Origin of the sequence: Streptomyces alanosinicus, from assembly GCF_014650595.1 — a bacterium.
GTDB classification, from domain to species: domain Bacteria; phylum Actinomycetota; class Actinomycetes; order Streptomycetales; family Streptomycetaceae; genus Streptomyces; species Streptomyces alanosinicus.
In genome coordinates this window covers 302,568-325,245 of sequence record NZ_BMVG01000007.1, presented here as the reverse complement: position 1 = coordinate 325,245, position 22,678 = coordinate 302,568, and the positions used below count along the sequence as shown (strand labels likewise).

Sequence of the window (22,678 nt, the reverse complement as noted above, 5' to 3'; positions counted from 1 at the left end):
CCTCGTCAGCCTTCGTCAGCCCTCGTCGGTTCCTCGTCAGCCCTCGCCGGTCAGCTCCAGGGCTCCACGTCCACCACGGCGGCGGCCGGCAGCGGCCCGTACACATGCGGGAACTCCTCCCCGCCCGGCTCGACGGCCTCGTACTTCACGGGCACGCCGACCAGGGCCGGGTCCACGACCAGGACGACCAGTTCGTCCGGGCCGTCGTAACCGCCGTACAGGAACGCGGCGATGCGCGGGAGTTGTTCACGGGTGGAGAAGTGGATGAAACCCTCCTCCTGAAGGGTGCGGCCACGGGTCGACACCTCGTAGGCACCGCGCTCGCGGGCCGCTTCCCACAGGGAGCGTTCGGTGATGTGGAAGATACGGGGCAGTTTCGGCATACGCTCACGGTACGGCGTCGGCGACGGACTCAGCGGCGCCTCGTGTACGTCCGGACGAACACGCCGTTGGTGAAGGTGCGCACCCCATCGAGGGTGAAGTCCTTGATGTCGACGCCGGTGGCGAACATGGGCATGCCCGTGCCGTAGACGAGCGGATAGGTCTTGATGACGAGTTCGTCGATCTCGTCCAGCAGCTGCCCGGCGAGGTGCGAGCCGCCGCACAGATAGATGTCCAGGCCGCTCTCCTCGGCCTTCAGCGCGCGGACCCTGCCGACCAGGTCGTCGGAGACGATCTCGACGTTCGGGTCGGGGGACGCGGCCAGGGTGCGGGAGGCGACGTACTCGCGCAGATGGGCGTAGGGGCTGGTGATGCCCTCCTTGAGGGCCAGCTCATAGCTGCCGCGGCCCTGGATGACGGTGTCGAACCGCTTGCTCTCCAGGTGATCGACGCCGAAGTGCTTGCGGCCCTGGGTGGCCATCGTCTCCGGGAACTCCGTCTTCAGGAAGTCGAGGAACTCCTCGTCCATGAAGCGGAACATCTCCGAGGCATCGCCCTGCCCGTCACCGATGAAGCCGTCGATCGAGCAGGCGACAAAGTACGTGAGCTTGCGCAAACTGGTCTCTTTTCAGAGGGAGTTGGAATGACCGGTGGCTTGACCACTCCATTTATAGTACTCCGGTGGTAGTGGTTACAAGAGGTTTCCGCGGTCTGCCGCACATGAGAGAAACGATTCCGCTTAGGCGCAGACAGCGGGCCCGCACACTGTGGGGATGTGCGGGCCCGCCTGGCCGGAGCCTCGTTGCCCATCCGGGGTCAGGAGCCGCACGGGCCGGGTGCTCCGGGGTCTTCGCGGCCGCCGGTCGCCGGCAGCGCTCAGCCGGTGCGCCGGGTGACGAACTCGGCGAGTGCCAGCAGTCCGTCCGCTGCCTCGGGGGCGGGAACCGCGCGGGACAGCTCCTGTACGGCGCGGGCCATCCGGTCGGCCGCCTCGGTCTGCGCCCAGTCCCGGCCGCCGGCCCGCTCCACGGCCAGCGCCGTCCGCACGACGCCCTCGGCGTCACCGGAGACATACGGCTCGGCGTACAGTGCGGCGAGTTCGGCCGCCGCGGGAGCGCCGGAGGACAGGGCCGCCACCACGGGCAGCGACTTCTTGCGGGACGCGAGATCCGCGCCGGCGGGCTTCCCGGTGTGCCTCGGGTCACCCCATATCCCGATGACGTCGTCGATCAGCTGGAAGGCGAGCCCGGCCTGGCGTCCGAAGCCGTCCAGCGCCGCGACGTCCTCGTCGCCGGCGCCCGCGTACAGCGCGCCGAGGGCGCAGGCGCAGCCCAGCAGCGCGCCGGTCTTCGCCTCGGACATGGCGAGCACCTCGTCCAGGGTGACCTCGTCCGGGGCGCGGCGCTCCATGTCGGTGTCGGCGTGCTGACCGGCGCACAGCTCCACGACACAGTCCGCGAGCCGGGCCGCGGCCGGGGCGGAGGCCGGATGCGGGTCCTCGGCGAGCAGCCGCAGGGCCAGTGCCTGAAGGGCGTCACCGGCGAGGATCGCATCGGCGTCGCCGAACACGGACCAGACCGTGGGCCGGTGCCGGCGGGACGTGTCGCGGTCCATCACGTCGTCGTGCAACAGCGTGAAGTTATGGACCAGTTCGATCGCCACCGCCGCCCGGACCGCGGCCGCCTGGGCCGTCGGTCCGCCGAGTGCGGCGGCCGCCGCGAGCACCAGCGCGGGCCGGATCGCCTTGCCTGCGTTGTCCCGCGCCGGGGTGCCGTCCGCGTGCTGCCAGCCGAAGTGGTAGAGCGCGATCCGGCGCAGGGAGCCGGGCAGCGACTCCAGGGCCGCGCGCAGCTCCGGGTCGACCAGGGTCCGGGTGCGCTCCAGCAGCGCCGCCGCCTCCTGCCCGTCGTACGGACCGGCATCGCTGCCGCCGGCCCTCCCCCGCCGCTCCCCCGTCGTGCCGGGGTGCGGTACGACGGGGGAACTTTGTTCGGTCTCCGTCATGAACTCGGCCATGTCTCCCCCTCGCCAGGTCCGCGGACACCGGCGTCGCCGGCCCGGCCGGACGCATATTGCGAGGGTCTACCCTTCCCGACGAGCGGGGACACGGCCGCGACGTGCGGAAACGTCACCTCCACCGGCCGATCTCGACGTTCTCCAGCACGCCGAGCGCATCCGGCACCAGCACGGCGGCCGAGTAGTACGCCGTCACCAGGTAGTTGATGACCGCCTGTTCGTTGATGCCCATGAAACGCACCGACAGGCTCGGCTCGATCTCGTCCGGGATGCCCGACTGCCGCAGACCGATGACGCCCTGGTCCTGCTCGCCGGTACGCATCGCGATGATCGAGGTCGTGCGCTCCGGGGTGACCGGGATCTTGTTGCACGGGTAGATCGGCACGCCGCGCCAGGTCGGGATGCGGTTGCCGCCGACCTCGACGGACTCCGGGACCAGTCCGCGCTTGTTCAGCTCGCGGCCGAACGCGGCGATCGCGCGCGGGTGGGCGAGGAACAGCTTGGTGCTGCGCCGGCGGCTGAGCAGCTCGTCCATGTCGTCCGGGCTGGGCACGCCGTCGTGCGGCTGGATCCGCTGGTCGTACTCGCAGTTGTTGAGCAGACCGAAGTCGCGGTTGTTGATCAGCTCGTGCTCCTGGCGCTCCTTGAGCGCCTCGACCGTGAGCCGCAGCTGCTGCTCGGTCTGGTTCATCGGCTGGTTGTACAGGTCGGCCACGCGCGAGTGGATGCGCAGCACGGTCTGGGCGATGCTCAGCTCGTACTCACGCGGCCGGGGTTCGTAGTCCACGAAGGTGTGCGGCAGGTCGGGCTCGCCGGAGTGACCGGCCGCCAGCTCGACCTCCTTCTCGCCGTACTTGTTGGTCCGCTGCTCCGGGACCGCGCGGAGCTGCTCCAGGTGTGCGCGAAGGGTGTCCGAGCGCTCCGCGACCTGGGCGAAGTCCTGCCGGCTGAGGATCAGCACGGTGGTCGCGGTGTCCGCGCGGACGGTGAACTCCCAGATGGCGTCGGGGTCCAGCAGCGCCTGCTCGCCGAAGTAGGCGCCGTCGGCGAGGACTCCGAGGACGGCGTCGTCGCCGTAGGGGCCGGTGCCGATCTTCTCGACCCTGCCGTGCGCCAGCAGGTAGACCTCTCCCGTCTGGTTGCCGAAGTCGGCGATGACCTCGCCGGGCGCGAAGTCGCGCTGGCGGCAGCGCCGGGCCAGCTCCGTCAGCACCTCCTCGTCCTCGTACGAACGCAGGGCCGGCAGCTCGCCGAGTTCCGCCGGGATGACCTCGACCTGGTCCCCGGTCTTGACGAAGGTGATGCGACCGTCGCCGACGGTGTACGCCAGTCGCCTGTTCACCCGGTACGTGCCGCCCTGTACGTCGACCCAGGGGAGCGAGCGCAGCAGCCAGCGGGAGCTGATCTCCTGCATCTGCGGGACGGACTTGGTGGTGGTGGCCAGGTTCCGCGCGGCCGCCGTCCCGAGGGACTGCTGCGGCCTGCCTTGATCCGTGCGGACCTCTTCGCCTACCGACATAGAGAATTGCCTCCCAGGTATTCCCGGCGCCGAATCGCACGGGCACCGGACTCGGCACCGAGCCTTCCATCACGGATCGTGTTCGCACCATTACCCGAAAGAGCGGGAATGGATCACCGCCTCACTGGGCACGGAGAAGGACCCCTGTCCCGTCCCTCGCACCCGCCGCCCCGGTGCCGGATGTCCGGATCGGCTCGCACGGCGTGCGAGGCGGCTGGTCCGGGGCACGGGGTTTCGGTAGACGTGTCGTGGCAGACCGATACGGCACGAAGGAGGCGGCATGGCCCCACCCATGTCCGCGAGCGGGTTTCTGGACGCGCTGCGCGCGGAGGGCGTCACCGTCGTCGAGGTCGGCGACTGGCGCGAGCACAACCGCAACCACAAGGGCCCCTGGGGGCCCGTCCACGGCGTGATGATCCACCACACGGTGACCCAGGGCGGCGCGCACACGGTGCAGGTCTGCCGGGACGGCACCGCGGCGCTGCCCGGACCGCTGTGCCACGGTGTGATCACCAAGGACGGCACCGTCCATCTGGTCGGCTACGGCCGCGCCGACCACGCCGGTCTCGGCGACGACGACGTACTGCGCGCGGTGATCGCCGAGAGGCGGCTGCCGCCGGACAACGAGGCGAACACCGACGGCAACCGGCACTTCTACGGCTTCGAGTGCGAGAACCTCGGCGACGGGGCGGACCCATGGCCGCAGGCCCAGCTGGACGCGATCGAGCGGGTCGCCGCCGCTGTGTGCCGGCGGCACGGCTGGTCCGCGGGGTCCGTCATCGGGCACCTGGAGTGGCAGCCGGGGAAGGTGGACCCGAGGGGGCTCGGGATGGGATGGCTGCGGGACCGGGTCGCGGAGCGGCTGAAGAGGTAGCGGGGGAAGCGGGAGCTACGGCGGCATACGGCGACAATGGAGCGGTGACCAGCCTCGACCCGCTCGCGCCCCGGCTTCCCTCCCCCCTCCAGGAGGTGCGGGACGACCGGTTCGAGCGGCGTGGTCTGCGGCTGCTGCTCAAGCGCGACGATCTGATCCACCCCCACCTCATCGGCAACAAGTGGCGCAAGCTCGTGCCGAACATCGAGGCGGCGCGGGGCCGGCCGCTGGTCACCTTCGGCGGGGCCTACTCCAACCATCTGCGCGCCACCGCCGCCGCGGGCCGCCTCCTCGGCCTGGTGACCGTCGGCGTGGTGCGTGGCGAGGAACTGGCCGGCCGGCCGCTCAACCCCTCCCTGGCCCGGTGCGCGGCGGACGGCATGCGGCTGCACTTCGTCGACAGGTCGACGTACCGGCGCAAGACCGAGCCGGAGACCCTGGCGGCGATCCTGGGCGCGGCCGGCGCCGAGGAGGCGTACGTCGTCCCCGAGGGCGGCAGCAACGGCGCGGCCGTCCACGGCTGCCGGGCGCTGGGCGAGGAACTGCGCGGGCACGCCGACGTGGTCGCGGTCGCCTGCGGCACCGGCGGGACGCTCGCGGGGCTGGCCGCCGGGCTGACGGCGGGGCAGCGGGCGCTGGGCGTGCCGGTGCTCAGGGGCGGCTTCCTGGAAGGCGACATACAGGCACTGCAGGAACGTGCCTTCGGCGGCCGTACCGGTTCCTGGACCCTCGACGAGCGCTTCCACTTCGGCGGCTACGCCCGTACGACACCCGAACTGCACACCTTCGCCGAGGACTTCGAGACCCGTCACGGACTGCCCGTCGAGCGTCTCTATGTCGCCAAGTTGCTCTACTCACTTGTCGCCCTCGCGGACGAGGACGCCTTCCCGCGCGGCACGACGATCGCCGCCGTCATCACCGGACGCCCGCTCCCGCTGCCCTAGGCCGGCCCTGGGCCCTGTCCGACGATTCCCGCGGGAGTGGCCCTAGCCCGCCTCCCGGTAGGCCGCCGCCTCCTCCAGGTCCAGGCGTCTGAGCAGGGCGCGGAGCATTTCGTCGTCGATGTAGCGGTGGTCGCGGAGTCTGACGAAGACCTCGCGTTCGGCGCCGATCATCTCGCGGGACAGCCGGCGGTAGGTGTCATCCACGGACTCCCCGGTGACCGGGTTCGTCTGGCCGAGGCGCTCCCAGACGGCGTTGCGGCGGCGGTCCAGGACCGTGCGCAGGCGGTCGGCGAGCGGCGGGGGCAGGGCGTTGCGCTCGTCGGCGAGAAGATCGTCGAGGCGGCTCTCGGCGACCCGGGAGGCCTGGGCCTGGGCGTTGGCCTCGGCGAGCGTCTCGGCCTGCTGGTCGCGGCCGGGGAACCTCATCAGGCGGATCAGCGGCGCGAGCGTGAGGCCCTGGACGACCAGGGTGCCGATGACGGTGGTGAAGGTCAGGAACAGGATCAGGTTCCGCTGGGGGAAGGGGGCGCCGCCGTCCACCGTGAGCGGGATCGAGAAGGCGATGGCCAGCGACACCACGCCCCGCATGGCGGCCCACCCGGTCACGGCCGGCGCCCGCCAGGTGGGGTTGCCCTCACGCTCCCTGATGCGGCGGGAGAGCAGGCGGGGCCAGAACGTCGCCGGGAACACCCAGACGAAACGGGCCACGACGACCACGAGGAAGACCGCGATCGCGTACCAGGCCGCGTCGGTCCCCTCGTACGCGCCGAGGCCCTTCAGGACGGTCGGCAGTTGCAGACCGATCAGCGCGAACACCGCGGATTCCAGCAGGAAGGCGACCATCCGCCACACCGCGTCCTCCTGGAGCCGGGTGGCGAAGTCGACCTCCCAGGAGCGGTGTCCGAGATACACCGCGACCACGACGACCGCGAGGACGCCGGAGCCGTGGAACTGCTCGGCCACGCCATAGGCGACGAACGGGATCAGCAGCGAGAGGGTGTTCTGCAGCAGCGCCTCCTTCAGGTGGGTGCGCAGCCAGTGGATCGGCACCATGAGCACCAGCCCGACGACGACACCGCCGACGGCGGCCCGCAGGAACTCCTCGATCCCGCCGCTCCAGGTGGCCCCCTCGCCGACGGCCGCGGTCAATGCCACCTTGTAGGCGGTGATCGCGGTGGCGTCGTTCAGCAGGGACTCGCCCTGGAGGATCGTGGTGATCCTGGACGGCAGGCCGACCCGGCGCGCGATCGCCGCGGCCGCCACCGCGTCCGTCGGCGCGACCACCGCGCCCAGCACCAGCGCGGCGGGCAGCGGCAGCCCCGGTACGACGAGATAGGCGACCCAGCCGACGGCGAAGGTCGCGAAGAGCACGTACCCGATCGACAGCAGTCCCACGGGCCGCATCTGCGCGCGCAGATCCAGATACGAACTCTCCGTGCCCTCCTTGTACAGCAGCGGGGGCAGCACGAGCGGCAGAACGATCTCCGGGTCCAGGGTGTAGTGCGGGACGCCCGGGACGTACGAGACCGCGAGGCCCACGGCGACCAGCAGCAGCGGGGCCGGCACCGGAGTGCGCCGGGCGGCCCCCGCGATCCCCGCACTGCCCGCCACCAGCAACAGCAGCGGCATCACGTCCATGATCCTCGCCCACCCTCGTTTTCCGCGCGGCCACCCGCACACCCGTCGTAATCTGGCAATCATGAAACAGTGCACGCACGCCGACGCGCTGCCGCACCCGGAACCGAACCCGCTCGACGCGACCTGCCCGGAGTGCCGGCGCGACGGCACCCACCCGGTGCAGCTGCGGCTGTGTCTCAGCTGCGGCCATGTCGGCTGCTGCGACTCCTCACCGGGGAGACATGCGACGCAGCACCACGAGGCGTCCGGTCATCCGGTCATGCGGTCCTTCGAACCCGGCGAGGAGTGGCGGTGGTGCTTCGTGGACCACGTACTCGTCTGAGGTCCCGGCTGTCGAGCGGGTTCCGGCGCGGTCGTATTCCCGTCTGACCGCGTTCTCGTGTGACACTGCATGCGGCGGCGGCCGCACGACGGTTCGAGCGTCTGACGTCTGGGTACGTCAACCCGGCGCGCGCTCTTCCCATTTGGGCCCGCAGACCCTCTAGACACGGAGCGTATACACAGCTTTACTGTGAGTGACGCCAGGGGGGTTGGGGTCCCGGGACAGGAACGTTCGGAGCGCGATAGCGTCACCGCCGAACCACGTACGCGTTACCCCCGGGGGGCGACCCTCGGCCCCGTAAAGCTTGTACCACCATGGAGGTGAGGGTGTCCCAGATCGCAGGCGAGCCCGCGGCGAATCAGGACTTCGTGGAAGTCCGGCTGCCGGCCGCGGGTGCCTACCTGTCGGTGCTGCGGACGGCCACGGCCGGTCTCGCGGCCCGCTTGGACTTCACCCTGGACGAGATCGAGGACCTGCGCATCGCCGTGGACGAGGCGTGCGCGATCCTGCTCCAACAGGCCGTGCCCGGCTCCGTGCTCAGCTGTGTCTTCCGGCTCGTCGACGACTCGCTGGAGGTCACGGTCTCGGCGCCGACCACGGACGGTCACGCCCCCTCGCGGGACACCTTCGCCTGGACCGTGCTGTCGGCCCTCGCGGGCAAGGTCTCGTCCGCCGTCGACGAGGACAAGACCGTGTCGATCAGCCTCTACAAACAGCGCGGCGCGGGCCCTGGCCCGGCGTGAGGAACGGGGACGGTCCGGTGCGGGACGAAGAGCGCGGCACACGGGAGCTGCCGGCCGGGGACGGGGGTGCCCCCTGGTCGAGCTCGGGCGAGATCTCCGGGGAGCCCCCTCGGGACGGTTCCCTGCGCATGGCGGACGGCATCGACAGCATCCCCGAGCAGGCCAGACCGCACCCGGAGGACGACTCCGCGCGTGCCGGCGGTGACGGCGTGCAGGGCGTGCGGCCGGAGGAGCCCGGCGACACCGGGCCCGCCGTCCGCGCGGGTGCCAGGGCTCGGGGAAGGGCTACGGGCGGGACGATGAGCGAGCACGAGCGAAACGCCGAGGACGACGCGCTGGGCGCGGAGGCCGTGCAGGCCGCTCCGCACGACCCCCAGGACCGCAGCGGTGCGCGGGCGATGTTCGTGGAACTGCGCGGACTGAAGGACGGCAGTCCGGAGTACGCGGAGCTGCGCAATCAGCTGGTCCGCATGCATCTGCCGCTCGTGGAGCACCTGGCGCGCCGGTTCCGCAACCGAGGCGAGCCGCTGGACGACCTGACCCAGGTCGCCACGATCGGTCTGATCAAGTCCGTCGACCGGTTCGACCCGGAGCGCGGCGTGGAGTTCTCCACGTACGCCACCCCGACCGTGGTCGGCGAGATCAAGCGGCACTTCCGCGACAAGGGCTGGGCGGTCCGTGTGCCGCGCCGGCTGCAGGAGCTGCGGCTCGCGCTGACCACGGCGACGGCCGAGCTGTCCCAGCTGCACGGCCGCTCCCCGACGGTCCATGAGCTGGCCGAGAAGCTCGCGATCTCCGAGGAGGAGGTCCTGGAGGGCCTGGAGTCCGCCAACGCGTACTCCACGCTGTCCCTGGACGTGCCCGACACCGACGACGAGTCGCCGGCCGTCGCCGACACCCTCGGCGCGGAGGACGAGGCGCTGGAGGGCGTCGAGTACCGCGAGTCCCTCAAGCCGCTGCTGGAGGACCTGCCGCCGCGGGAGAAGCGGATCCTGCTGCTGCGCTTCTTCGGCAACATGACCCAGTCGCAGATCGCGCAGGAGGTCGGCATCTCCCAGATGCATGTCTCCCGGCTGCTGGCCCGCACGCTGGCCCAGCTGCGGGAGAAGCTGCTCGTCGAGGAGTGAGCCGCTCGAAGTGAGCTGTTCGGCGTGAGCTATTCGGCGCGACCCGGTCCCTTGATCCCGAGGGCCCGGGTCGTCTCGCTGTTGACGAGCAGCACCAGCGCCGCCACGGCGATCACCGCGATGGCGATCCCGGCCGGGATGGCCATGCTGTCGGCCTGGAGCAGGGTGTAGGCCACCGGCAGGGCCATGATCTGGGTGATCACCGCGGGGCCACGGCTCCAGCCGCGCCGCAGCAGCAGTCCGCGCGCGGCGAGCAGCGGCAGCAGCGCGAGCACGACCAGCGTGATGCCCAGGGTCACGGCCTGCTGCCGGTCGTCCGGGTCGCCGGTGACCCCGAGGACGAGCACCCACAGCCCGCCGGCCACCAGCCCGACCCCTTCCAGGGCGGCCAGCACGGCGGCGTACGTCAACCGACGGGGGCGGGGCCCCTCCACTGCGGCTGCTTCGGCGTCCAGGGCCGGGTTCTGCTCACTGCTCACCCCAGCAGGGTAGCCGCCGGGCGGACGTCCCCAGGGGCGGGGACGGCACTGTGCGGGCGACGGCACCGCGGTTCCCTCTTACCCGATCCCTACCTCGGTGTGGGCCGCGTACCCCCGGGTAGGTACGCTGCCATCCATGCGTGCACTTCTCGTGGTCAATCCGGCGGCAACCACCACAAGCGCACGCAGGCGTGACGTCCTGATCCACGCGCTGGCGAGCGAGATGAAGCTGGAGGCGGTCACCACCGAGTACCGCGGCCATGCGCGCGACCTCGGCCGGCAGGCGGCGGACAGCGACGACATCGACCTCGTGGTGGCCCTCGGCGGCGACGGCACGGTCAACGAGGTCGTCAACGGCCTCCTGCACGACGGCCCCGATCTGGACCGGCTGCCCGGTCTCGCGGTCGTGCCCGGCGGCTCCACGAATGTCTTCGCCCGCGCCCTGGGCCTGCCCAACGACCCGGTGGAGGCCACCGGCGCCCTGCTGGACGCGCTGCGCGAGGGCAGTGAGCGGACCGTCGGCCTCGGCCTGACCTCGGGCACGCCCGGCACCGAGGACGAGGCGGCCCCGGACCGCTGGTTCACCTTCAACGCCGGACTCGGTTTCGACGCGGGCGTGGTCGGCCGGGTCGAGCAGCAGCGCGAGCGCGGCAAGACGTCGACACACGGTTTGTACGTTCGTCAGGTGGTCCGGCAGTTCCTGGGCGAGCCGAACCGCCGGCACGGCGCGATCACACTGGATCGGCCCGGCGAGGACCCGATCGATGGGCTTGTGGTCGCCATAGTCTCGAACACGTCCCCTTGGACGTATCTCGGCAATCGCCCTATGTACACATCACCTAAGGCCTCGTTCGACACGGGCATCGACGTACTCGGTCTGAGCCGGCTGTCGACGGCCTCGGTTGCCCGGTATGGCACCCAGTTGCTCACTTCGTCCCCCGAGCGCGGACCCCATGGCAGGCATGTGACCTCACTGCACGACCTGGACCGGTTCACCTTGCATTCGAAGGCGCCTCTGCCCCTGCAGATGGACGGTGACCACCTCGGGCTGCGTACAAGCGTGACGTTCACAGGCGTACGCCGTGCACTGCGTGTGATTGTGTGAGCGGAACGGGCCAAAGTCCTTTCACTCGAACGTTTAGGCCAGGATCCACCCCATGGAAGTACGGCTGTGACCTAGTCGACACCGAGGAATCAAAAAAAACTTTCCGGAAGGGGTTGTATCCGTCGCTGAGGTTTGCGAGTCTCTACGTGGCGATCGGGACGGCCCGCAACACCGGCCTCCACTGATCACCGGAACCCCTCTTCAAACCAAGGACCACGCCGGGTAAGACTCGGCGGTCGGCCCTTCACTTGTTGAGGGATTCGTGAAAGCGTTCACATTCACAAGCAACCTGAACGTCATACGTTCAGAGAAACCAAGGAGAGGTAGCAGCCATGGACTGGCGTCACAACGCCGTTTGCCGCGAGGAAGACCCCGAGCTCTTCTTCCCCATCGGCAACACCGGTCCTGCGCTGCTGCAGATCGAGGAAGCCAAGGCCGTCTGCCGTCGCTGCCCGGTGATCGAGCAGTGTCTGCAGTGGGCGCTCGAGTCCGGTCAGGACTCCGGCGTCTGGGGTGGTCTCAGCGAGGACGAGCGCCGCGCCATGAAGCGCCGCGCCGCCCGCAACCGGGCCCGTCAGGCCTCCGCCTGACATACCCACCCCTGCTGACAGCCTGAGCTTGGCGGCGCGTGCAGCACGCACGCATCTCCCGCCCCCGAGCCGCAGCGCGCAGTATCCCCCGATGCCGCTAGCGATTTAGCAGAGCAGCAACGAGCACGAGCCTCGGACCGATGACGGTCCGGGGCTTTTTGCTGTGCCCGAACCCCCTTTGCGCCATGGGGAGTTACTCCCCTTTTGCGGAAACGGGACGTACTCATTTCTGCGTCTGCACCGGAATGTCGAGGATCACCCGGGTCCCCCGCCCCGGCGCCGGGACCATGTCGAAGGAGCCGCCCAACTCGCCCTCGACCAGGGTGCGGACGATCTGTAGGCCGAGGTTGCCCGAGCGGTGCGGGTCGAAGCCCTCGGGCAGGCCGACGCCGTCGTCCTGGACCGTGACGAGGAGGCGGGCCTCCTTGGTGGTGCCGCCGCGGACCGCGGAGACCTCGACCGTGCCGGTGTCGCCCTCACGGAAGCCGTGCTCCAGGGCGTTCTGCAAGACCTCGGTAAGGACCATCGACAGCGGGGTGGCCACCTCGGCGTCGAGTATCCCGAAGCGGCCGGTGCGCCGGCCGGTCACCTTGCCCGGCGAGATCTCGGCGACCATCGCCAGCACCCGGTCGGCGATGTCGTCGAACTCCACCCGCTCGTCCAGGTTCTGAGAGAGCGTCTCGTGCACGATCGCGATCGAGCCGACCCGGCGGACGGCCTCCTCCAGGGCCTCCCGGCCACGCTCGGAGTCGATGCGCCGGGCCTGCAGCCGCAGCAGCGCGGCGACCGTCTGGAGGTTGTTCTTCACCCGGTGGTGGATCTCCCGGATGGTCGCGTCCTTGGTGATCAACTCCCGTTCGCGGCGGCGCAGTTCGGTGACGTCCCGGCACAGCACCAGCGAGCCGATCCGGGTGCCCTTGGGCTTCAGCGGGATCGCCCGGAACTGGATCACCCCGTCGTTGGACTCGATCTCGAACTCGCGCGGCGCCCAGCCGCTCGCGAGCTTGACGAGCGCCTCGTCCACCGGACCGCGGGTCGGCGCGAGGTCGGCGGTGGTCTGCCCGAGGTAGTGGCCGACCAGGTCGGCGGCGAGGCCGAGGCGGTGATAGGCGGACAGCGCGTTCGGGGAGGCGTACTGGACGACCCCCTCGGCGTCCAGCCGGATCAGGCCGTCGCCGACGCGCGGCGAGGCGTCCATGTCGACCTGCTGGCCGGGGAAGGGGAACGATCCTGCCGCGATCATCTGCGCGAGGTCCGAGGCGCTCTGGAGATAGGTCAGCTCCAGCCGGCTCGGGGTGCGGACGGTCAGCAGATTGGTGTTGCGGGCGATCACTCCGAGGACGCGGCCCTCACGCCGTACCGGGATGGACTCGACGCGTACGGGGACCTCTTCGCGCCACTCCGGGTCGCCCTCGCGCACGATCCGGCCCTCGTCCAGCGCCGCGTCCAGCATGGGCCGGCGGCCGCGCGGGACGAGATGGCCGACCATGTCGTCCTGGTAGGAGGTGGGGCCGGTGTTGGGGCGCATCTGGGCGACCGAGACGTACCGCGTGCCGTCGCGGGTGGGTACCCACAGGACCAGGTCGGCGAAGGAGAGGTCGGAGAGCAGCTGCCACTCCGAGACCAGCAGATGGAGCCACTCGAGGTCGGAGTCGTCGAGGGCGGTGTGCTGGCGGACCAGTTCGTTCATGGAGGGCACGGTGTGAGCGTACCCGCGGGCCTCGGATGGCCGGAAAACACCCGCGGGCCGCGGCGCCTGGAAGGGACCCTCAACCCTCCCGGCACCGCAGCCCGGAGCATCATCGGCCGTGGGGTGTGCGGTCCCGGTCGGCCGAAGGTCGAGGAGCCGGGGCAGTCAGGGCAGAGAGCGCCGGTTCCTCGATCCGCCTTCCTGTGCGGGGAAGACGGAGGCTTATTCATGTTGATTGTGGACTAGACCACAACGATGTGTCCACGGTCTTGTCGGCATGCACGAGTGATGGCACCCGATGCCACGAAGCCTAGCCCGCCTCGGTCAGCCGCGGGGCCAGATGGCCATGGCAATTTCCGCGAGTGCCTCCAGTTCCTCGCGGCTCGCTCCGTCGCGCGCCTGCTGGGACATGCCCTGGACCATGGCGCCGGTGTGCCGGGCGAGGGCGGCGGCGTCGGTGCCGGCGGGGAGCAGTCCGGTGGCGGCGTCCGCCCGGATCCGGGCGGCGAGGGCGGCGATGTCCGCGCCGCGCCGCTCGCGCAGCAGCCGCTCGACCTCGGGACTGGTGCAGTTGGTGGCGGCGTGCGCGACCAGGCAGCCGTACGGGTGCGCGGGGTCGGTGTACTCGGCGGCGGCCTCGCGCAGTATCCGCTCGACGGCGGCGCGGGCGGTGGGCTCCTCGGCGATCGCCCGGTCGGCGAAGGCGCCGTGGGTGTCGGTGTAGACCCGGACGACCTCCTCGAACAGGGTCCGCTTGTCGCCGAAGGCCGCGTACAGGCTCGGGGCGCCGATGCCCATGATCCGGGTGAGGTCGGCGACCGAGGTGGCCTCGTAGCCGTGCTCCCAGAAGGCCATGAGCGCCTTCTCCAGCGCGGCGGCCCGGTCGAAGGATCGCGGACGCCCACGCGTCCTGGCCGTGCCGACCTGCTCTTTCGTCTTCTGACCGGGCGCCATGGAGGGCATTTTATAGCGGACCCTAGACAAATGCCCGCGACCTGCGCCGCACATGCCTGCGACGTGCTCCGCACCCCCGGCCCTCCCTCCCTCTCCCTCCCTCTCCCTCCCCCGCTCTTCTTCCGTTGTTCGGCGCCTCTTTCCCACGTCGGCGCACACCGCTTCTGTTAGATTGGTCTAAACCACACAGAGACGCACCGAGACCACTTCAGAACGGCAGGCCCAGCGTGGAAGTTGTCATCGTTCCGGACGCCGCGGCGGGCGGCGAGCTGATCGCCGAGGCCATGGCCCAGCTGCTGCGACGCAAGCCCGACGCCCTGCTCGGCGTGGCCACCGGCTCCACCCCGCTGCCCATCTACCAGGCACTGGCCGCGAAGGTGCGCTCCGGTGCCGTCGGCATCGCGCGGGCCCGCATCGCCCAGCTCGACGAGTATGTGGGGCTGCCCGCCGACCACCCCGAGTCCTACCGCTCGGTGCTGCGCCGGGAGGTGCTGGAGCCGCTCGGCATCGGCATGGACGCGTTCCTCGGACCGGACGGCACCGCCGAGGACATCCAGGCGGCGTGCGAGGCGTACGACCGTGCGCTCGGCGAGGCCGGCGGGGTGGACCTGCAGTTGCTCGGGATCGGCACCGACGGGCACATCGGCTTCAACGAGCCCTGCTCCTCGCTCGCCTCACGCACCCGGATCAAGACGCTGACCGAGCAGACCCGCGTCGACAACGCCCGCTTCTTCGACGGCGACATCACACAGGTGCCCCACCACGTCATCACCCAGGGCATCGGCACCATCCTGGAGGCGCGGCACCTGGTGCTGCTGGCGACCGGCGAGGGCAAGGCGGACGCCGTCGCCGCGACGGTCGAGGGACCGGTCGCCGCCGTCTGCCCGGCCTCCGCGCTGCAGCTGCACCGGCACGCCACGGTGGTCGTCGACGAGGCCGCCGCGTCCAAGCTGAAGCTGGCCGACTACTTCCGCCACACCTACGCCGACAAGCCGGACTGGCAGGGGATCTAGGCCGCGCCCGGAACACCGGATGGACTAGACCAAAAGCGGGGGTGACGGTATACAGAGGGGATCACGGAGCGTGCGGGTGGCCTCCTGACCCCCGAAGCCGTGCCACGATGTGAACCGTGGCCGATGCCAGGTCGGTCGCTTTCGGCATCCGGAGCCGGGAAGGCAGAGCATGAGCACCGACGTCAGCAGTGCGGAGAACGGGGCCGGGACAACCGTCCGTACGGCGCGCGTGCCCAAGTACTACCGCCTGAAGAAGCATCTGCTCGACATGACGGAGACGCAGGCTCCGGGCACGCCCGTCCCGCCCGAACGCACGCTGGCCGCCGAATTCGACACCTCCCGCACCACCGTCCGCCAGGCCCTGCAGGAACTGGTCGTGGAGGGTCGGCTCGAACGCATCCAGGGCAAGGGCACCTTCGTCGCCAAGCCCAAGGTCTCCCAGGCGCTCCAGCTGACCTCCTACACCGAGGACATGCGCGCCCAGGGTCTGGAGCCGACCTCACAGCTGCTGGACATCGGGTACATCACCGCCGACGACCGGCTCGCCGGGCTGCTCGACATCAGCGCCGGCGGACGCGTGCTGCGCATCGAGCGGCTGCGCATGGCCAACGGCGAGCCGATGGCCATCGAGACCACGCATCTGAGCGCCAAGCGCTTCCCGGCCCTGCGCCGCTCCCTGGTGAAGTACACCTCCCTCTACACCGCCCTCGCCGAGGTCTACGACGTCCACCTCGCCGAGGCCGAGGAGACCATCGAGACCTCGCTGGCCACCCCGCGCGAGGCGGGCCTGCTCGGCACCGACGTGGGCCTGCCGATGCTGATGCTCTCCCGGCACTCCGTGGACCGCGAGGGCAAGCCGGTGGAGTGGGTGCGGTCCGTGTACCGCGGCGACCGCTACAAGTTCGTGGCACGGCTCAAGCGGCCCGCCGAGTAAGTCCCGCCACGGGCGCGGCCGGTGGACGTTCGCTGAATCGATATACCGATATGCGGACGAGGTCTTCCACTGCCATGACACCGTCACCTAGATTGCCTGCGCATTACACAGGTGATCAGCAAGGGGACGGAGAGCCGTGGCATGTCCGAAACACCTGAAGTGAGACCACCGGTCGTCACACCGGTCCGGGTGATCATCGCCCTGTGTCTCGTCGCACCCTTCGTGGCGCTGCTCTGGGTCGGCTCCTACGCCAAGACGGACCCCGCCTTCATCGGGATCCCGTTCTTCTACTGGTACCAGATGCTCTGGGTGCTGATCTCCACCGCGCTCACCATGACCGCGTACCAGCTGTGGCAGCGCGACCAGCGTGCCCGTGCGTCCCGGACGGGCGGTGAGCAGCGGTGAAGAACGGCGTCAACGGCGTCGCGCTCGGCGTCTTCATCTTCTTCTTCCTGGCCGTCACGGTCATGGGCTTCCTCGCCGCACGCTGGCGCAGGGCCGAGGACGAGCACTCGCTGGACGAATGGGGCCTGGGCGGACGGTCGTTCGGCACCTGGGTCACCTGGTTCCTGCTCGGCGGTGACCTGTACACGGCGTACACCTTCGTCGCCGTACCGGCGGCGGTCTACGCGGCCGGCGCGTCCGGCTTCTTCGCGGTGCCGTACACGGTCCTGATCTACCCGCTGATCTTCACGTTCCTGCCCCGCCTGTGGTCGGTGTCCCACAAGCACGGCTATGTGACGACCTCCGACTTCGTGCGCGGCCGGTTCGGCTCCAAGAGCCTGTCGCTCGCGGTGGCGCTGACCGGCATCCTCGCGACGATGCCGTACATCGCGCTCCAGCTCGTCGGCATCCAGGCGGTGCTGGACGTGATGGGCGTCGGCGGGGACAGCGGCACCAACTGGTTCGTACGCGACCTGCCGCTGCTCATCGCCTTCGGTGTGCTGGCGGCGTACACCTACTCCTCCGGACTGCGCGCGCCCGCCCTGATCGCGTTCGTCAAGGACGCGCTGATCTACCTCGTCATCGCGGTGGCGATCATCTACATCCCGATGAAGCTGGGCGGCTTCGACGACATCTTCGCCAAGGCCGGTCATGCGTTCAGCCAGGTCAACCCGGCGACGGGCAAGCCGCGCGGCGCGCTCGCGCCCCCGGAGGCGGGCCAGTGGACCTACGCCACGCTGGCGCTGGGCTCCGCGCTGGCGCTGTTCATGTACCCGCACTCGATCACCGCGACCCTGTCCTCCAAGAGCCGTGACGTGATCCGCCGCAACACCACGATCCTGCCGCTGTACTCGCTGATGCTCGGCCTGCTGGCCCTGCTGGGCTTCATGGCGGTCGCGGCCGGGGTCAAGGTCACCAACGGCCAGCTGGCCATCCCGCAGCTGTTCGAGGACATGTTCCCGGACTGGTTCGCGGGCGTGGCCTTCGCGGCGATCGGCATCGGCGCCCTGGTACCGGCGGCGATCATGTCGATCGCGGCGGCGAACCTCTTCACCCGCAACATCTACCGGGACTTCATCAAGCCGGACGCCACGCCGAAGCAGGAGGCCCAGGTCTCCAAGCTCGTCTCGCTGCTGGTGAAGGTCGGCGCGCTGGTCTTCGTCCTCACCATGGACAAGACGGTCGCCATCAACTTCCAGCTGCTGGGCGGCATCTGGATCCTGCAGACCTTCCCGGCCCTGGTCGGCGGCCTGTTCACCCGCTGGTTCCACCGCTGGGCGCTGCTCGCGGGCTGGGCGGTCGGCATGGCGTACGGCACCTTCGCCGCGTACGGCGTCGCCTCCCCGACCCAGAAGCACTTCGGCGGCTCGGCGAAGGAGATCCCCGGCATCGGTGAGATCGGCTACATCGGTCTCACCGCGTTCGTGCTCAACGTCGCCGTGACGGTCGTCCTCACGCTCGTCCTCAAGGCCGTGAAGGCCCCCGAGGGCGTGGACGAGACCGTCCCGGCCGACTACACGGCGGACGCGGGCGACACGGGTGTCGCGACGGAGCTGCCGGTGGGCGCCGGCCACTGACCCCTCCCGGTCACGGGCCGCCGGAGGCGCCTCCGGCGGCCCGTTGTCGTACCCGTCCGGCACACTCGGTGCCATGGACATCGTCATCAGGCGGGTGGGCCCCGGCGACCATGAAACCCTGGGCGAGATCACCGCCCAGGCCTATCTCCAGGGCGGCCACCTCGACTTCGGGGAGAGCGATGCGTACCTCGGCGAGCTGAGGGACGTCGCGAAGCGCGCGGCCGAGGCGGAGGTGCTGGTCGCCGTGGCGGAGGGAAGACCGCTCGGCGGAGTGACCTTCGTGCCCTCCCCCGGCCCCATGACCGACATCGCCCGCCCCCGCGAGGCGGAGATACGGATGCTGGCCGTCGCCCGGACAGCGCGCGGACGAGGCGTCGGCGAGGCGCTGGTGCGGGCCTGTGTCGAGCGGGCGCGGGCCGTGGACGGCTGCGTACGGATCGTCCTGTCGACGCAGCGCACCATGCACGCCGCCCACCGCCTCTACGAACGCCTCGGTTTTGTTCGTACTCCCGAGCGGGACTGGAATCCGCTGCCCGAGCGGCTCGACATCACTCTGCTCACCTATGAGTTGACGCTCCGAGACCGTCGCGACACAACATCTGGGGGTGCCACCACAGCCCGGCACTAGATGTATGCTCGTCCTCGCTGTCGTCGCAGGGGAATCCGGTGCGAATCCGGAACTGTCCCGCAACGGTGTACTTGTGCGTATCTGCGCACGGGAGTCAGTCCGAGGACCTGCCTGCAGCGCACCCGGCCGTCCGGTCCGGGTGCTCCAAGACGTCCGGGCCTCGCGGAGTGGGCCGGTGGACGCGACGCCGTGTGCGCTCGTGGCTGCCCCCCGCCCTGCCCAGGCCCCGTGCCGAGCGAGGGAGAGCCCCACGTGACCATCGCGCCAGCAGACCCGGCTTCAGCCAGCGGCCTGGAGACCGACGGTCCCGGTACCGCGCTGTTGCGGACCCTGACCGAGCTGACCGCCGACCTCCCCGACGCCGACCCCGGCCGGGTCGCCGCCGCCGCGTTGCGCGGCCGGTCCGCCCGGGCCGACGAGGCGGAGTTGCGCGAACTGGCCACGGAGGCCGCCGCCGGGCTCATCTCCGAGGACCCCGCCTATTCGAGGCTGGCCGCCCGGCTGCTGACGCTCTCCATCCGCGCCGAGGCCGCCTCGCAGGGCGTGACGTCCTTCACCGAGTCGGTCGCCGTCGGCCACCGCGAGGGCCTGATCGCCGACCGCACCGCGGAGTTCGCGCGGCTGCACGCGGCCCGCCTGGACGCCCTGGTCGACCGGTCGGCCGACGACCGCTTCGGCTACTTCGGCCTGCGCACGCTGTACAGCCGCTATCTCCTGCGGCACCCGATCACCCGCAAGGTCATCGAGACGCCCCAGCACTTCATGCTGCGGGTGGCCGGCGGCCTGGCGGAAGACGACACCGCTCGCTCCGTCGACGAAGTCGCCGCGCTCTACGGGCTCATGAGCCGCCTCGACTACCTCCCCTCCTCTCCCACGCTCTTCAACTCCGGCACGCGGCACCCCCAGATGTCGTCCTGCTACCTCCTCGACTCCCCGCTGGACGAGCTGGACTCCATCTACGACCGCTACCACCAGGTGGCCCGGCTCTCGAAGCACGCCGGCGGCATCGGGCTGTCGTACTCCCGGATCCGCAGCCGCGGTTCGCTGATCCGCGGCACCAACGGACACTCCAACGGCATCGTGCCGTTCCTGAAGACCCTGGACGCCTCGGTGGCCGCGGTGAACCAGGGCGGCCGGCGCAAGGGCGCGGCGGCCGTGTACCTGGAGACCTGGCACTCCGACATCGAGGAGTTCCTGGAGCTGCGGGACAACACCGGTGAGGACGCCCGCCGTACCCACAACCTGAACCTCGCGCACTGGATCCCGGACGAGTTCATGCGCCGGGTGAACGCCGACGCGCAGTGGTCCCTCTTCTCCCCCGCCGACGTGCCGGAGCTGGTGGACCTGTGGGGCGAGGAGTTCGACGCGGCCTACCGCAAGGCCGAGGCGGCGGGCCTGGCGAAGAAGACCATGCCGGCCCGTGAGCTGTACGGCCGGATGATGCGCACCCTCGCGCAGACCGGCAACGGCTGGATGACCTTCAAGGACGCCGCCAACCGCACCGCCAACCAGACGGCCCTGCCGGGGCACGTCGTCCACTCCTCCAACCTCTGCACGGAGATCCTGGAGGTCACGGACGACGGCGAGACGGCGGTCTGCAACCTGGGTTCGGTGAACCTGGGCGCCTTTGTCGACATCGCGGCCGGCGACATCGACTGGGAGCGGCTGGACGAGACCGTCCGCACCGCCGTCACCTTCCTCGACCGCGTGGTCGACATCAACTTCTATCCGACCGAGCAGGCGGGCCGGTCGAACGCCAGGTGGCGCCCGGTGGGCCTCGGCGCGATGGGGCTGCAGGACGTCTTCTTCAAGCTGCGGCTGCCCTTCGACTCGCCGGAGGCGAAGGCCCTGTCCACGCGGATCGCCGAGCGGATCATGCTCGCCGCGTACGAGGCCTCCGCCGACCTCGCCGAGCGCGGCGGCCCGCTGCCGGCCTGGGAGAAGACCCGTACCGCCCGGGGCGTGCTGCACCCGGACCACTTCGACGTCGAGCTGACCTGGCCGAAGCGGTGGGACGCGTTGCGCCGTCGTATCGCCGGGACGGGTCTGCGCAACTCGCTGCTGCTCGCCATCGCCCCGACGGCCACCATCGCCTCCATCGCGGGCGTGTACGAGTGCATCGAGCCGCAGGTGTCGAACCTGTTCAAGCGCGAGACGCTGTCCGGTGAGTTCCTCCAGGTCAACTCCTACCTGGTGCAGGACCTGAAGAACCTCGGCGTGTGGGACGCGCGCACCCGTGACGCGCTGCGCGACTCCAGCGGCTCGGTGCAGGACTTCGCGTGGATCCCGGCCGACGTGCGGGCGCTCTACCGCACGGCGTGGGAGATCCCGCAGCGCGGCCTGATCGACATGGCGGCGGCCCGCACCCCGTTCCTGGACCAGGCGCAGTCCCTGAACCTGTTCATGGAGACGCCGACCATCGGCAAGCTCTCCTCGATGTACGCGTACGCCTGGAAGTCGGGCCTGAAGACGACGTACTACCTGCGCTCCCGCCCGGCGACCCGGATCGCCCGTGCCGCCCAGGGCCAGGCGCAGACCCAGACCCCCATCCCCGCGCAGGCGGTCGCCGACCCCGACGCCGTCGCCTGCTCCCTTGAGAACCCCGAGTCCTGCGAGGCCTGCCAGTAATGACCACCCGGAACACCAACCTCCTCGACCCGGGCTTCGAGCTGACCCTGCGCCCCATGCGCTACCCGGACTTCTACGAGCGCTACCGGGACGCGATCAAGAACACCTGGACCGTGGAGGAGGTCGACCTCCACTCGGACGTCGCCGACCTCGCCAAGCTGACGCCGGAGGAGCACCACCTCATCGGCCGGCTGGTGGCCTTCTTCGCGACGGGTGACTCGATCGTCGCGAACAACCTGGTCCTGACGCTGTACAAGCACATCAACTCCCCCGAGGCGCGGCTGTATCTGAGCCGCCAGCTCTTCGAGGAGGCCGTGCACGTCCAGTTCTATCTGACGCTGCTGGACACCTACCTCCCCGACCCGGAGGACCGGGCGGCGGCCTTCGCGGCCGTCGAGAGCATCCCCTCCATCCGGGAGAAGGCCGAGTTCTGCTTCAAGTGGATCGACTCGGTGGAGCAGCTCGACCGGCTGGAGACGAAGGCCGACCGGCGTCGCTTCCTGCTCAACCTGATCTGCTTCGCCGCGTGCATCGAGGGCCTGTTCTTCTACGGCGCGTTCGCCTACGTCTACTGGTTCCGCAGCCGGGGTCTGCTGCACGGCCTGGCCACCGGCACCAACTGGGTGTTCCGTGACGAGACGATGCACATGTCCTTCGCCTTCGACGTGGTCGACACCGTCCGCAAGGAGGAGCCGGACCTCTTCGACGACGCGCTTCAGCAGGAGGTCACCGACATGCTCGCGGAGGCCGTCGAGGCCGAGCTGCAGTTCGCCCGCGATCTGTGCGGGGACGGTCTGCCGGGCATGAACACCGAGTCGATGCGGCAGTACCTGGAGTGCGTCGCCGACCAGCGGCTCGTGCGCCTCGGCTTCGCCCCGGTGTACGGCTCCGAGAACCCGTTCTCCTTCATGGAACTGCAGGGCGTCCAGGAGCTGACGAACTTCTTCGAGCGGCGTCCGTCGGCGTACCAGGTCGCGGTCGAGGGCACGGTCGACCTGGACGAGGACTTCTGACCCTCCTCGCCTTCACCGGCAGGGGCTCCTCGCCCTCACCGGCAGGAACTCACCGGCAG

The 22,678-nt window shown here is 70.2% G+C and carries 22 protein-coding genes and 1 riboswitch; of the genes, 14 read left to right on the top strand and 8 right to left on the bottom strand.

The window, feature by feature from the left end:
- Nucleotides 1–50 precede the first annotated feature (50 nt).
- The 4 genes from IE277_RS18650 to IE277_RS18635 form a co-directional block, all read right to left on the bottom strand.
- A complete protein-coding gene (locus tag IE277_RS18650; protein ID WP_189953807.1) occupies nt 51–383 on the bottom strand; it encodes a DUF952 domain-containing protein in 333 nt (110 codons plus the stop codon).
- 29 nt (nt 384–412) lie between these two features.
- Nucleotides 413–997: a dihydrofolate reductase family protein gene (locus tag IE277_RS18645; protein WP_189953805.1), complete on the bottom strand. Its 585-nt coding sequence runs from the start codon at nt 995–997 to the stop codon at nt 413–415.
- 260 nt (nt 998–1,257) lie between these two features.
- Nucleotides 1,258–2,397 carry a family 2 encapsulin nanocompartment cargo protein polyprenyl transferase gene (locus IE277_RS18640; RefSeq protein ID WP_189953804.1) on the bottom strand — a complete coding sequence of 380 codons (1,140 nt, stop codon included), beginning with the start codon at nt 2,395–2,397 and terminating at the stop codon, nt 1,258–1,260.
- Nucleotides 2,398–2,509: 112 nt separating this feature from the next.
- Nucleotides 2,510–3,916, bottom strand: a complete 1,407-nt coding sequence (locus tag IE277_RS18635; protein ID WP_189953803.1) for a family 2B encapsulin nanocompartment shell protein — start codon at nt 3,914–3,916, stop codon at nt 2,510–2,512.
- Nucleotides 3,917–4,196: 280 nt separating this feature from the next.
- Here IE277_RS18635 and IE277_RS18630 point away from each other — a divergent pair, with 280 nt between their 5' ends.
- Both IE277_RS18630 and IE277_RS18625 read left to right on the top strand, forming a co-directional pair.
- The gene (locus IE277_RS18630) at nt 4,197–4,790 is read left to right on the top strand and encodes an N-acetylmuramoyl-L-alanine amidase (RefSeq protein ID WP_189953802.1); all 594 of its coding nucleotides are present in this window, start codon (nt 4,197–4,199) and stop codon (nt 4,788–4,790) included.
- 44 nt (nt 4,791–4,834) lie between these two features.
- On the top strand, nt 4,835–5,734 hold the full coding sequence (locus tag IE277_RS18625) for a 1-aminocyclopropane-1-carboxylate deaminase/D-cysteine desulfhydrase (protein WP_229881734.1): 900 nt from the start codon (nt 4,835–4,837) through the stop codon (nt 5,732–5,734).
- 42 nt (nt 5,735–5,776) lie between these two features.
- On the opposite strand, the gene IE277_RS18620 is transcribed toward IE277_RS18625, so the two are convergent.
- On the bottom strand, nt 5,777–7,372 hold the full coding sequence (locus tag IE277_RS18620) for a Na+/H+ antiporter (protein WP_189953800.1): 1,596 nt from the start codon (nt 7,370–7,372) through the stop codon (nt 5,777–5,779).
- Between the two features lie 61 nt (nt 7,373–7,433).
- Here IE277_RS18620 and IE277_RS18615 point away from each other — a divergent pair, with 61 nt between their 5' ends.
- From IE277_RS18615 to IE277_RS18605, 3 genes are all read left to right on the top strand, one after another.
- On the top strand, nt 7,434–7,694 hold the full coding sequence (locus IE277_RS18615; protein ID WP_189953799.1) for a UBP-type zinc finger domain-containing protein: 261 nt from the start codon (nt 7,434–7,436) through the stop codon (nt 7,692–7,694).
- A 326-nt stretch (nt 7,695–8,020) separates the two neighbouring features.
- On the top strand, nt 8,021–8,437 hold the full coding sequence (locus IE277_RS18610) for an ATP-binding protein (RefSeq protein ID WP_009190566.1): 417 nt from the start codon (nt 8,021–8,023) through the stop codon (nt 8,435–8,437).
- 17 nt (nt 8,438–8,454) lie between these two features.
- Nucleotides 8,455–9,564, top strand: coding sequence for an RNA polymerase sigma factor SigF (locus IE277_RS18605; RefSeq protein ID WP_189953798.1), 1,110 nt, complete (start codon nt 8,455–8,457; stop codon nt 9,562–9,564).
- A 29-nt stretch (nt 9,565–9,593) separates the two neighbouring features.
- Here IE277_RS18605 and IE277_RS18600 read toward each other — a convergent pair whose 3' ends face one another.
- Nucleotides 9,594–10,043 (bottom strand): hypothetical protein, encoded by a 450-nt coding sequence (locus tag IE277_RS18600; protein WP_189953797.1) that lies wholly within the window; start codon nt 10,041–10,043, stop codon nt 9,594–9,596.
- A gap of 136 nt (nt 10,044–10,179) precedes the next feature.
- Between IE277_RS18600 and IE277_RS18595 the strand changes: the two genes are divergently transcribed.
- Both IE277_RS18595 and IE277_RS18590 read left to right on the top strand, forming a co-directional pair.
- Nucleotides 10,180–11,148 (top strand): diacylglycerol/lipid kinase family protein, encoded by a 969-nt coding sequence (locus IE277_RS18595; RefSeq protein WP_189953796.1) that lies wholly within the window; start codon nt 10,180–10,182, stop codon nt 11,146–11,148.
- Between the two features lie 332 nt (nt 11,149–11,480).
- A complete protein-coding gene (locus tag IE277_RS18590) occupies nt 11,481–11,738 on the top strand; it encodes a WhiB family transcriptional regulator (RefSeq protein WP_003992873.1) in 258 nt (85 codons plus the stop codon).
- Between the two features lie 223 nt (nt 11,739–11,961).
- On the opposite strand, the gene IE277_RS18585 is transcribed toward IE277_RS18590, so the two are convergent.
- Entirely contained in the window at nt 11,962–13,437 is a 1,476-nt protein-coding gene (locus IE277_RS18585; RefSeq protein ID WP_189953795.1) for a sensor histidine kinase, read from the bottom strand.
- A gap of 315 nt (nt 13,438–13,752) precedes the next feature.
- Nucleotides 13,753–14,391, bottom strand: a complete 639-nt coding sequence (locus IE277_RS18580) for a TetR/AcrR family transcriptional regulator (RefSeq protein ID WP_373310813.1) — start codon at nt 14,389–14,391, stop codon at nt 13,753–13,755.
- Nucleotides 14,392–14,609: 218 nt separating this feature from the next.
- Here IE277_RS18580 and nagB point away from each other — a divergent pair, with 218 nt between their 5' ends.
- The 7 genes from nagB to IE277_RS18545 all read left to right on the top strand — a co-directional run bounded on the left by nagB (nt 14,610) and on the right by IE277_RS18545 (nt 22,619).
- Nucleotides 14,610–15,395, top strand: a complete 786-nt coding sequence (gene nagB / locus IE277_RS18575; protein WP_189953793.1) for a glucosamine-6-phosphate deaminase — start codon at nt 14,610–14,612, stop codon at nt 15,393–15,395.
- A 169-nt stretch (nt 15,396–15,564) separates the two neighbouring features.
- On the top strand, nt 15,565–16,329 hold the full coding sequence (locus IE277_RS18570; protein WP_189953792.1) for a GntR family transcriptional regulator: 765 nt from the start codon (nt 15,565–15,567) through the stop codon (nt 16,327–16,329).
- A 141-nt stretch (nt 16,330–16,470) separates the two neighbouring features.
- Nucleotides 16,471–16,734 carry a DUF3311 domain-containing protein gene (locus IE277_RS18565; protein WP_189953791.1) on the top strand — a complete coding sequence of 88 codons (264 nt, stop codon included), beginning with the start codon at nt 16,471–16,473 and terminating at the stop codon, nt 16,732–16,734.
- Nucleotides 16,731–18,350: a monocarboxylate uptake permease MctP gene (mctP, locus tag IE277_RS18560; protein WP_189953790.1), complete on the top strand. Its 1,620-nt coding sequence runs from the start codon at nt 16,731–16,733 to the stop codon at nt 18,348–18,350. The genes IE277_RS18565 and mctP overlap by 4 nt, the downstream gene beginning before the upstream one ends.
- A gap of 73 nt (nt 18,351–18,423) precedes the next feature.
- A complete protein-coding gene (locus tag IE277_RS18555; protein WP_189953789.1) occupies nt 18,424–18,978 on the top strand; it encodes a GNAT family N-acetyltransferase in 555 nt (184 codons plus the stop codon).
- Nucleotides 18,962–19,107, top strand: a riboswitch (cobalamin riboswitch). It overlaps the preceding gene by 17 nt.
- Before the next feature lie 123 nt (nt 19,108–19,230).
- Nucleotides 19,231–21,606, top strand: a complete 2,376-nt coding sequence (locus IE277_RS18550; RefSeq protein ID WP_189953788.1) for a ribonucleoside-diphosphate reductase subunit alpha — start codon at nt 19,231–19,233, stop codon at nt 21,604–21,606.
- Nucleotides 21,606–22,619 (top strand): ribonucleotide-diphosphate reductase subunit beta, encoded by a 1,014-nt coding sequence (locus IE277_RS18545; RefSeq protein WP_189953787.1) that lies wholly within the window; start codon nt 21,606–21,608, stop codon nt 22,617–22,619. Before IE277_RS18550 ends, IE277_RS18545 begins: the two co-directional genes overlap by 1 nt.
- Nucleotides 22,620–22,678: the final 59 nt, after the last annotated feature.

Excerpts from the sequence above, each read along its gene's own strand:
- IE277_RS18650 (WP_189953807.1), bottom strand. The coding sequence starts at position 383 with ATGCCGAAACTGCCCCGTATCTTCCACATCACCGAACGCTCCCTGTGG.
- IE277_RS18640 (WP_189953804.1), bottom strand. The coding sequence starts at position 2,397 with ATGGCCGAGTTCATGACGGAGACCGAACAAAGTTCCCCCGTCGTACCG.
- IE277_RS18635 (WP_189953803.1), bottom strand. The coding sequence starts at position 3,916 with ATGTCGGTAGGCGAAGAGGTCCGCACGGATCAAGGCAGGCCGCAGCAG.
- IE277_RS18630 (WP_189953802.1), top strand. The coding sequence starts at position 4,197 with ATGGCCCCACCCATGTCCGCGAGCGGGTTTCTGGACGCGCTGCGCGCG.
- IE277_RS18620 (WP_189953800.1), bottom strand. The coding sequence starts at position 7,372 with ATGGACGTGATGCCGCTGCTGTTGCTGGTGGCGGGCAGTGCGGGGATC.
- IE277_RS18615 (WP_189953799.1), top strand. The coding sequence starts at position 7,434 with ATGAAACAGTGCACGCACGCCGACGCGCTGCCGCACCCGGAACCGAAC.
- IE277_RS18595 (WP_189953796.1), top strand. The coding sequence starts at position 10,180 with ATGCGTGCACTTCTCGTGGTCAATCCGGCGGCAACCACCACAAGCGCA.
- IE277_RS18590 (WP_003992873.1), top strand. The coding sequence starts at position 11,481 with ATGGACTGGCGTCACAACGCCGTTTGCCGCGAGGAAGACCCCGAGCTC.
- IE277_RS18580 (WP_373310813.1), bottom strand. The coding sequence starts at position 14,391 with ATGCCCTCCATGGCGCCCGGTCAGAAGACGAAAGAGCAGGTCGGCACG.
- IE277_RS18570 (WP_189953792.1), top strand. The coding sequence starts at position 15,565 with ATGAGCACCGACGTCAGCAGTGCGGAGAACGGGGCCGGGACAACCGTC.
- IE277_RS18565 (WP_189953791.1), top strand. The coding sequence starts at position 16,471 with ATGTCCGAAACACCTGAAGTGAGACCACCGGTCGTCACACCGGTCCGG.
- IE277_RS18555 (WP_189953789.1), top strand. The coding sequence starts at position 18,424 with ATGGACATCGTCATCAGGCGGGTGGGCCCCGGCGACCATGAAACCCTG.
- IE277_RS18545 (WP_189953787.1), top strand. The coding sequence starts at position 21,606 with ATGACCACCCGGAACACCAACCTCCTCGACCCGGGCTTCGAGCTGACC.